This is a genomic window from Nocardioides stalactiti (genome assembly GCF_014180715.1).
Taxonomy (GTDB): domain Bacteria; phylum Actinomycetota; class Actinomycetes; order Propionibacteriales; family Nocardioidaceae; genus Nocardioides; species Nocardioides stalactiti.
Window position 1 is genome coordinate 1 of the sequence record NZ_JACEFC010000144.1, and the last position, 9,007, is coordinate 9,007.

The following is a 9,007-nucleotide window of genomic DNA, read 5'->3' on the forward strand; positions in this document are numbered from 1 at the left end:
GTCCGGGCCCAGCTGCCGCCGCCGGCCGCGTCGACCGTCTACCGGTTGACCGCGGCCGGCGACGAGCTCGGCCACGCGCTCGTGCCCCTGATCGCCTGGGGCCTGCGGCACGCGGTCCCCGAGGAGCCCGGCCCGGACACGGCGGTCTGTCCGCACTGGTCGTTGCTCGCCTTCACCCACCAGACGGTCCCGGCTCAGCTCGACGGGATCGACGCCACCTACCGGTTCGTCATCGAGGGTCGTACGGCGTACCTGCGCATCCGCGACGGTCGAGCGACCGTCCTGCAGGGGCTGGACGGGGGCGAACCGGACGCGACGGTGACGCTCGGCGCGGCGACCGTGGCCGCCATCGGATCGGGACGCACGACGGCGATCGACGCCGTCGTCGCCGGACGGGTCGAGATCGTCGGCGGCCAGGAGGCCGTCGACGACCTGGTCCGCGCGTTCGCCTGAGAAACCGCGGACGGCGCCGCGTGGGGCGGCGCCGTTCGGTGGCGGAGGTACGGGGATTCGAACCCCGGAGGGCTATTAACCCAACACGGATTCCAGCCGTGCGCCATAGGCCACTAGGCGATACCTCCGCAGAGGAGGTTACCGGGCGGGGGACCTGCCGATGAAATCGCCTTGGCCCGGGTCATCTAGAGTGGTGCCAACCCCCCGTGCGGCGGCATCTCGCCCAACTCCCCCAGGGCCGGAAGGCAGCAAGGGTAAGTGAGCTCTGTCGGGTGCACGGGGGGCCTTCGCATTTCTCGGCCCCGCTGATGGTGCCGGTGATCAGGCCCAGGGCACGACGCGCTTGCTGCCGTCGGGCAGGCGTTCGACGGTGAGTTGGTCGACGACCTCGTCCTCGGTGAAGCCGTAGGGGTGGACGTCGTCCCGGAACCGGCTCGCGCGCGCCGTGTAGACGAGGCGGTCATCGTGCACGCGGACCGCCTGGTAGGTCGTCACACCCTCGTAGGCGACCGCGCGCACGGCGCCGTTGCGGGTCCAGTCGTTGTCGGCGGCGCGGTCGAGCTCGTAGTACTTCCCGCCGGCGTTGCTGACGACGTAGACCGGGCCCGTGTGGGTGCCGTCCCCGACCTCGTTGACCGCGAGGTGGCCGCGGGCGTAGGTGTGGTCGTGCCCCTGGAGGACGAGGTCGACGCCGACCTCCTCGAAGACCGGCAGCCAGCTCGCGCGGGTCAGCGCGTTGTCGCGTTCCGGTGTCGCGGAGAACATCGGCTGGTGGAAGGTCACCACCGACCACCGCATCGGGCTCCGACTCAGGACTCGTCGCACCCACGCCGCCTGCTCGGCGCCGCCGAGCGGCGCGTTGCCGTTGAGCGAGACGAACCGGACGCCCTGGTAGTCGGCGAACCACACGTCCTCGCGGTGCAGGCGGGGGCCGTTGTCCGGCATCCCGAAGTGCGCGCGGTACTGCTGGAGCAGGTCGTCGCCGTGGTACTCGTGGTTGCCCGGCGAGGCGACCACCAGCTTGTCGCTCGCGAGCGGTCCGGCGCCGGCGAACCACGCGTGCCACTGGTCGTCCTGGTCGGCGTCGTTGACCAGGTCGCCGGCGTGCAGGCTCAGCGCGGCGCCGGGGTGCCGGGCGAGCGCGAGCTCGACAGTGGCCGGCCACACGTCGTCGAGGCTGATCTGGGCGTCGCCGAAGTAGAGGAAGGTCCACGGCTCCACCGGGGCGCCTGACCGCGCGGCGGTGCGGAAGCGGTGCCACCCCGACCAGCCGGTCGCCGGGCTCCCGACCCGATAGCGGTACGACGTCGCCGGCTCGAGGGCGTCCATCGTCACGGTGTGGTGCCGGGCGGGGACACCCATGCCCGCGCCGGCCAGCAGCACCCGGGTCTGGGTCGAGCGCTTCCGGCCCAGCCGCCCGCCGTGGACGGGCACGTACTCCGCGAACCCGTCGCGGGTGCTGACGTCGGTCCGCCAGGTGACGGTGACGGCCTGCGCGGGCAGGGCGGTCGGGTTGAGGACCACCCGGTCCGGCACCGGACCGGCCGCTGCCGCGGCGGACGCGCCGCTCGGACGGGAGCGGGTCAGCAGGTTGGTCCCGACGACCCCGGCGGGGACGCCGGCGAGCAGGGTGCGGCGCTGGACGGGCATGGGACCACTGCAGCGACCCCACACGTCCCCGGGGTGATCCAGCGGTGAGGGTCGGTGAAGCGCCGGTGAACATCCGGCTGGCCTGTCCCGCGTCGGTGGGGGCGTCTAGGGTTCAGGCGTGGAATCCCCGCTCGCTCTCTATCGCCGCTACCGGCCCGAGACCTTCGCCGAGGTGATCGGGCAGGAGCACGTGACCGAGCCCCTACGAGCGGCCCTGGCCGCCAACCGGGTCAACCACGCCTACCTCTTCTCCGGCCCCCGTGGCTGCGGCAAGACGACGAGCGCCCGGATCCTCGCCCGCGCGCTCAACTGCGAGCAGGCCCCCATCGCAGACCCGTGCGGGGAGTGCGACAGCTGCCGCGACCTCGCCCGCGGCGGTCCGGGCTCGATCGACGTCATCGAGATCGACGCCGCGTCCCACGGAGGTGTGGACGACGCCCGCGAGCTGCGCGAGAAGGCCTTCTTCGCCCCGGTGCGGAGCCGCTACAAGGTCTACATCATCGACGAGGCGCACATGGTGACCACGCAGGGCTTCAACGCCCTGCTCAAGCTGGTCGAGGAGCCCCCGCCCCACCTGCGCTTCATCTTCGCGACGACCGAGCCCGACAAGGTGATCCCGACCATCCGGTCCCGGACGCACCACTACCCGTTCCGGCTGATCCCGCCGCGACTGCTGTCGTCGTACCTCTCCGAGCTGTGCGAGCGCGAGGGCGTCGCCATCGAGCCGGTCGCGCTCCCGCTCGTCGTCCGGGCGGGCGCCGGGTCGGCCCGCGACACGCTGTCGGTGCTCGACCAGCTGCTCGGCGGCGCCGGGCCGGCCGGGGTCACCTACGACCTGGCGAGCGGCCTGCTCGGCTACACGCCCGACACGTTGCTCGACGACGTGGTCGACGCGTTCGCGGCCGGTGACGGCGGTGCCGTCTTCGGGGTGGTCGACCGGGTGATCGAGACCGGCCAGGACCCGCGCCGCTTCACCGAGGACCTGCTGCGTCGGCTGCGGGACCTGGTCATCGTCTCCGCCGTCCCCGACGCTCCTGCGACCGGGCTCATCGACGTCTCCGACGACCAGGGCGAGCGTCTGGTCGCCCAGGCCGCCCGCTTCGGGCGTTCCGAGCTGACCCGCGCCGCCGACCTGGTCGCGACCGGTCTCACCGAGATGCGCGGCGCGACCGCTCCGCGGCTGCTGCTCGAGCTCATCTGCGCGCGGGTGCTGCTGCCCGGCGCCGACCACGGCACCGAGGGCGTGCTGGCCCGGCTCGACCGGCTCGAGCGACGGATGTCGATCGTGGCCACGCCCGCGGCCGAGCCCGTCGCGGCCGAGCCGGCACCCGAACGACGCCCGCAGCAGACCCCACGACCGACCGCACAGCCGACCGCGGAGGCGACGCCCGAGCCGACGCCCGCGGCGAGCGCAGCGGAGGAGGCGACCGCAGCCCCGGCAGTGGCCCAGCCGACCTCCCAGCCGGCACCTGAGCCGGCTCCCGGACCCGAGCGGATCTCGTCGACGCCGCCGGCCTTCGCCGATGCGCCCGCCCCAACCGAGCAGGCGCCCGCCGAGCAGGCCCCGGTCGCCCAGCCCGACCCGACCCCTCCGTCGGCCCCCGCCGCACCGGCTGCGGCGGCACCGGCTGCGAGCGGGGCACTGTCCCTCGTGGAGGTACGGCGGTTGTGGCCCGACGTCATCGCCGCGACCCAGCGCAAGCGCCGGGTGACCTGGATCCACCTCACCCAGAACTCCCAGGTGGTCGGCTTCGACGGCGGCACGTTGACCCTCGGCTTCAACAACGCCGGTGCACGCAGCAGCTTCGACGGCGGCAGCTCCGACGTGCTCAAGGAGGCGATCCGCGAGGTCGTCGGCACCGACTGGCGCGTCGAGACGATCCTCGACCCGGGTGCCACGCCGAGCGGTGCGCCGACCACGACCGCCGCTCCGGCCCCGTCGGCCCCGTCCGCCCCGCCGGGCGACCACCCGGGTGCTGCCTCCGAGCCCCCGCCGTGGGACGACCCGCCGCCGCCGGAGTCGGAGCCGGAGCCCCCGCCCCCGCGGCGGCCGCGGATGGCCGACATCCAGGCCGCTGAGGCGGCCGAGCAGGAGGAGGCGCACGACCCCGACGCCGCGGTCGACCGCGACGACGCCGATGTCGACGCCGAGTCCGGCGCCGAGCTCCTCGTCCGTGAGCTGGGTGCCCAGGTGATCGAGGAGATCCCCCATGGCTGAGGCGACCACGACGTCCATAACCCGCAGGACCCGCCGACGGAAGGCAACCCGATGACCCAGAACCCGTTCGACGCGCTCGGTGGGGGCGGCGGCTTCGACATCGGGGCGCTGTTCCAGCAGGCGCAGCAGATGCAGGCCGACCTCCAGCAGGCGCAGGCCGACCTCGCCGACGCGCGGGTCGAGGGCTCGGTGGCCGGTGGCGCGGTGACCGTGACCGTCAGCGGCACCGGCGAGCTGGTCGGCGTGACGATCAGCCCGACCGCCGTCAGCGACCCCGAGGAGCTCGAGGAGAACCTCGAGGAGATCGGTGACCTCGTCGTCGCCGCCTACCGCGACGCCAAGGCCCGGGCCGACGCCCTGGCCGACCAGACGCTCGGCCCGCTCGCGGGCGGGCTGGGCGGCGGGCTGGGCGGTGCGCCGGGCGAGGGCGGCGTGCTCGGTCAGCTCGGGTTCTAGGCGCATGTACGAAGGCGTCGTCCAGGACCTCATCGACGAGCTCGGCCGGTTGCCGGGCGTCGGGCCCAAGAGCGCGCAGCGGATCGCGTTCCACCTCCTCCAGGCCGACCCGACGGACGTGAAGCGGCTCGCCGACGTCCTCATCGAGGTCAAGGCCAAGGTCAAGTTCTGCGCGACCTGCTTCAACGTCTCCGAGGACGACCTGTGCCGGATCTGCCGCGACCCGCGGCGCGACCCGAGCGTCATCTGCGTCGTCGAGGAGTACAAGGACGTCGTCGCGATCGAGCGGACCCGTGAGTTCCGCGGCCGCTACCACGTGCTCGGCGGGGCGATCTCGCCGATCGACGGCATCGGGCCGGAGCAGCTCCACATCAAGGAGCTCCTCACCCGGCTCGGTGACGGGGCGGTCACCGAGGTGATCCTCGCGACCGACCCCAACCTCGAGGGCGAGGCCACCGCCACCTACCTCACGCGGATGCTCGGCCCGCTGGGGTTGCGCGTCACGCGGTTGGCGAGTGGACTTCCCGTAGGCGGGGATCTGGAGTACGCCGACGAGGTCACTCTCGGACGAGCATTCGCAGGAAGGCAGGCAGCAACGTGACCGAACAGCTCCCGGGTCAGGCGGCCCTCGAGGCACTCCTCGCGGTGGAGACGGAGACCGTCCGGTTCGCCGACGAGATCGCCGGCTCCGTCGCGACGTTCCTCGACGCCTTGAAGGTGATCGCCGGGGAGGCGAGCGCCGGTCAGTCGATCCCGCTGCTCCTGCTCCAGATCAGCCAGGTCTCGCTGGCCGGCGCGAAGCTCGGCGCGCAGCGGGACTTCGCCCCGCGGGACGAGTACCAGCCCGACGTCGGGCCCGACGCCGACCTCGACGACCTGCGGATGCGGCTGGCCGACCTGCTCGGCAACGTCGACACGATGAGCTACATCTTCGACCCCTACCAGCCGGAGGTCGTCGAGAGTCAGCTCTCCGACGACCTCGCCAGCATCGCCAGCGACCTCGAGCTCGGCCTGCGTCACTACCGCGCGGGCGACGTCGAGGAGGCGCTGTGGTGGTGGCAGTTCTCCTACGTCTCCTCGTGGGGAGCGCTCGCCGGTGCGGCGATGAAGGCGCTGCTCTCCGTCGTCGCCCACGACCGCCTGGACGTCGACATCGACTCCGAGCTCGACCTCATCGAGGCGGCCGAGGCCAGCTTGGAGGCCGGCCCGGCCTGAGGTGGGCCGAGCGGACTGAGACGTGGCCGGGAGGCGTCCTCCCGGCTCGGTAGAATCGACGCGCAATCTTCCCCGTCGATTCAGGAGTGAGCCCCCGTGGGCATTGTCGTGCAGAAGTACGGCGGTTCGTCGCTGTCGGACGCCGACGCGATCAAGCGCGTGGCCCGACGGATCGTCGATGCCAAGAAGGCAGGCAACGACGTCGTCGTCGCCGTCTCGGCGATGGGGGACAGCACCGACGAGCTGCTCGACCTCGCCGCCCAGGTGAGCCCGCTGCCGCCTGCCCGTGAGCTCGACATGCTCCTGACCGCCGGTGAGCGGATCTCGATGGCGCTGGTCGCGATGGCGATCTCCGACCTCGGCTTCACCGCACAGTCGTTCACCGGCTCCCAGGCGGGCGTCATCACCGACGACGTGCACGGCAAGGCCAAGATCCTCGACGTCACGCCCGGCCGGATCCGCAGCGCCATCGACGAGGGCCACGTGGTGATCGTCGCCGGCTTCCAGGGCGTCAGCCAGCAGACCAAGGAGATCACCACCCTCGGTCGCGGCGGCACCGACACGACCGCCGTCGCACTGGCCGCGGCGCTCGACGCCGACGTCTGCGAGATCTACACCGACGTCGACGGCGTCTTCACCGCTGACCCGCGGATCGTCCCGGCGGCCCGCAAGCTCGCGACCGTCACCTACGAGGAGATGCTCGAGCTCGCCGCCTCGGGCGCCAAGGTCCTCCACCTGCGCTCGGTCGAGTACGCCCGGCGCCACAACATCCCGATCCACGTCCGGTCGTCGTTCAGCACCCTCGAGGGCACGATCGTCACCGGCAGCATCAACGACCCCGTTTCGGAGGGCAGCATGGAAGCACCGATCATCGCGGGCGTCGCCCACGACCGCAGCGAGGCCAAGATCACCGTCGTCGGCGTCCCCGACAAGGTGGGCGAGGCCGCTGCGATCTTCACCGCCCTCGCCGACGCCCAGATCAACATCGACATGATCGTCCAGAACGTGTCGGCCGCCGCGACGAACCTGACCGACATCTCGTTCACGCTCCCGACCTCCGACGGCCAGAGCGCGATGGCGACCCTCGACGGGCTCAAGGACCGGATCGGCTTCGAGTCGCTCCTCTATGACGAGTCGATCGGCAAGATCTCGCTGATCGGCGCCGGCATGCGCTCGCACCCGGGCATCTCGGCCAAGTTCTTCACCGCGCTCGCCGAGGCCGGTGTCAACATCGGCATGATCTCGACCTCGGAGATCCGGATCTCGGTCATCGTCGACCAGGACGACGTCGACCGCGCCGTCCAGGCGACGCACACCGCGTTCGACCTCGACGCCGACGAGGTCGAGGCCGTCGTCTACGGCGGCTCCGGCCGCTGACGTCGGCGGGGACTCACCGCAACCCGGCACTAACTCGCTCGCGCGATCCGCGGGCGGTCGGAAGGATTGACCACCATGAAGATCGGAATCGTCGGCGCGACCGGCCAGGTCGGCGTCGCCATGCGCCAGATCCTCCTCGAGCGGGAGTTCCCCGCCGACGAGGTGCGCTTCTTCGCCTCCGCGCGGTCCGCGGGCACGGTGCTCCCGTTCGGCGACCGTGAGGTCGTCGTCGAGGACGCCGCTACCGCCGACCCGACCGGTCTCGACATCGCCCTGTTCTCCGCCGGTGCGACGACCTCGCGCGCGCTCGCCCAGAAGTTCGTCGACGCCGGCGTGATCGTGGTCGACAACTCCTCGGCCTTCCGCAAGGACCCGGCGATCCCGCTCGTCGTCGCCGAGGTCAACCCCGAGGCCGCCCAGGAAGTCATCGCGGCCGGGCGCGGCATCATCGCCAACCCGAATTGCACCACGATGGCCGCCATGCCGGTGCTCAAGCCGCTCCACGACGAGGCCGGCCTGGTCCGGCTCATCGCCTCGACCTACCAGGCCGTCTCCGGCTCGGGCGTCGCCGGCGTCGAGGAGCTCGCCACCGGGATCGCCGCGGCGGGCGACAAGGCCCGGGAGCTCTCCTACGACGGCGAGGCCGTCGCGTTCCCCGAGCCGGGCGTCTACCGGCGCACGATCGCCTACAACGTGCTGCCGTTCGCCGGGAACCTCGTCGACGACGGTCTGAACGAGACCGACGAGGAGCAGAAGCTCCGCAACGAGTCGCGCAAGATCCTCGGCCTCCCCGACCTGCGGGTCTCCGGCCTGTGCGTCCGGGTGCCGGTCTTCACCGGCCACTCGCTCGCGATCAACGCCGAGTTCGAGCGGGCGATCACGCCCGAGCGCGCGCAGGAGCTGCTCGGCACCGCCCCCGGCGTCGAGCTCACCGACATCCCCAACCCGCTGCAGGCGGCCGGCAAGGACCCGTCGTACGTCGGACGGATCCGCCAGGACCCGGGCGTCGACGGCGACCGCGGCCTCGCGCTGTTCGTCTCCAACGACAACCTGCGCAAGGGCGCCGCGCTCAACACGGTCCAGATCGCCGAGCTGGTCCTGCGTTGAATGGGCCGAGCGTGTCGCAGACGCTCTGACGCCGCCCGGGCCATCGCTTCGCTCGGCCCAGGGACGCCAGACCGTGCGGCTTCGCCGCGATGCGACACGCTGCCGGCCGTTGCCGGCTGATCCGAGTCGTCCGGCGTGGCCCGACGACGGCGCTAAGAGGTCTCCGCGGTCTCCACGAAGGTCTTGGTGACCCAGACCGAGGCCAGGTAGCCCGCGATGCTGATCACGGGAATCACGATCAGCATCGACCAGTGGTCGAGGGCGTCGATGAGGAACAGCAGCGCCACGACGGCCACCAGGCCGACCGCGAGGAAGCTGCTGCTGCCCGGGTCGGGGATGAGGAACGTCTTGAGCAGGGTGCTGCCCAGCAGGATGCAGACGACGAAGGTCGCGACGAGCAGCACGAAGCCCGGACCGCCACCGCAGGACGCCGTGCCGCGGACGGCCTCGCAGCCCTGGAGCGACAGCCAGGTGAGGACCACCATGGCGATGCCGACGACCCCGCCGGTGACGGCGGCCGCCGGGGAGGTG

9 protein-coding genes, 1 tRNA gene and 1 other RNA gene are annotated in these 9,007 nt (G+C 72.1%); 8 read left to right on the forward strand and 3 right to left on the reverse strand.

Going from position 1 to position 9,007, the window contains the following annotated elements:
• Positions 1-453: SCP2 sterol-binding domain-containing protein (locus H0487_RS20075; RefSeq protein WP_183096005.1), on the forward strand; the 453-nt coding region annotated here is incomplete at its 5' end.
• 39 nt (positions 454-492) lie between these two features.
• Here the strand turns inward: H0487_RS20075 and H0487_RS20080 are convergent.
• Positions 493-581: transfer RNA gene (locus H0487_RS20080), tRNA-Ser, on the reverse strand.
• A 70-nt stretch (positions 582-651) separates the two neighbouring features.
• Between H0487_RS20080 and ffs the strand changes: the two genes are divergently transcribed.
• Positions 652-742, forward strand: an RNA gene (gene ffs, locus H0487_RS20085) — signal recognition particle sRNA small type.
• Between the two features lie 32 nt (positions 743-774).
• Here ffs and H0487_RS20090 read toward each other — a convergent pair.
• A complete protein-coding gene (locus H0487_RS20090; protein WP_183096006.1) occupies positions 775-2,103 on the reverse strand; it encodes a purple acid phosphatase family protein in 1,329 nt (442 codons plus the stop codon).
• A 118-nt stretch (positions 2,104-2,221) separates the two neighbouring features.
• Here H0487_RS20090 and H0487_RS20095 point away from each other — a divergent pair, with 118 nt between their 5' ends.
• The 6 genes from H0487_RS20095 to H0487_RS20120 all read left to right on the forward strand — a co-directional run bounded on the left by H0487_RS20095 (position 2,222) and on the right by H0487_RS20120 (position 8,476).
• Complete coding sequence (locus tag H0487_RS20095) at positions 2,222-4,321, forward strand: DNA polymerase III subunit gamma and tau (protein ID WP_183096007.1); 2,100 nt, start codon at positions 2,222-2,224, stop codon at positions 4,319-4,321.
• Positions 4,322-4,372: 51 nt separating this feature from the next.
• Positions 4,373-4,777 (forward strand): YbaB/EbfC family nucleoid-associated protein, encoded by a 405-nt coding sequence (locus tag H0487_RS20100; protein ID WP_183096008.1) that lies wholly within the window; start codon positions 4,373-4,375, stop codon positions 4,775-4,777.
• Positions 4,778-4,781: 4 nt separating this feature from the next.
• Entirely contained in the window at positions 4,782-5,378 is a 597-nt protein-coding gene (gene recR / locus H0487_RS20105) for a recombination mediator RecR (protein WP_183096009.1), read from the forward strand.
• Positions 5,375-5,992 (forward strand): DUF5063 domain-containing protein, encoded by a 618-nt coding sequence (locus H0487_RS20110; protein ID WP_312856033.1) that lies wholly within the window; start codon positions 5,375-5,377, stop codon positions 5,990-5,992. The genes recR and H0487_RS20110 overlap by 4 nt, the downstream gene beginning before the upstream one ends.
• Positions 5,993-6,088: 96 nt before the next feature.
• Entirely contained in the window at positions 6,089-7,369 is a 1,281-nt protein-coding gene (locus H0487_RS20115) for an aspartate kinase (RefSeq protein WP_183096010.1), read from the forward strand.
• A gap of 75 nt (positions 7,370-7,444) precedes the next feature.
• Complete coding sequence (locus tag H0487_RS20120; protein WP_183096011.1) at positions 7,445-8,476, forward strand: aspartate-semialdehyde dehydrogenase; 1,032 nt, start codon at positions 7,445-7,447, stop codon at positions 8,474-8,476.
• Between the two features lie 152 nt (positions 8,477-8,628).
• Here H0487_RS20120 and H0487_RS20125 read toward each other — a convergent pair.
• On the reverse strand, positions 8,629-9,007 hold a 379-nt coding region (locus tag H0487_RS20125), incomplete at its 5' end, for a hypothetical protein (RefSeq protein WP_183096012.1).

Excerpts from the sequence above, each read along its gene's own strand:
- H0487_RS20100 (WP_183096008.1), top strand. The coding sequence starts at position 4,373 with ATGACCCAGAACCCGTTCGACGCGCTCGGTGGGGGCGGCGGCTTCGAC.
- H0487_RS20090 (WP_183096006.1), bottom strand. The coding sequence starts at position 2,103 with ATGCCCGTCCAGCGCCGCACCCTGCTCGCCGGCGTCCCCGCCGGGGTC.
- H0487_RS20120 (WP_183096011.1), top strand. The coding sequence starts at position 7,445 with ATGAAGATCGGAATCGTCGGCGCGACCGGCCAGGTCGGCGTCGCCATG.
- recR (WP_183096009.1), top strand. The coding sequence starts at position 4,782 with ATGTACGAAGGCGTCGTCCAGGACCTCATCGACGAGCTCGGCCGGTTG.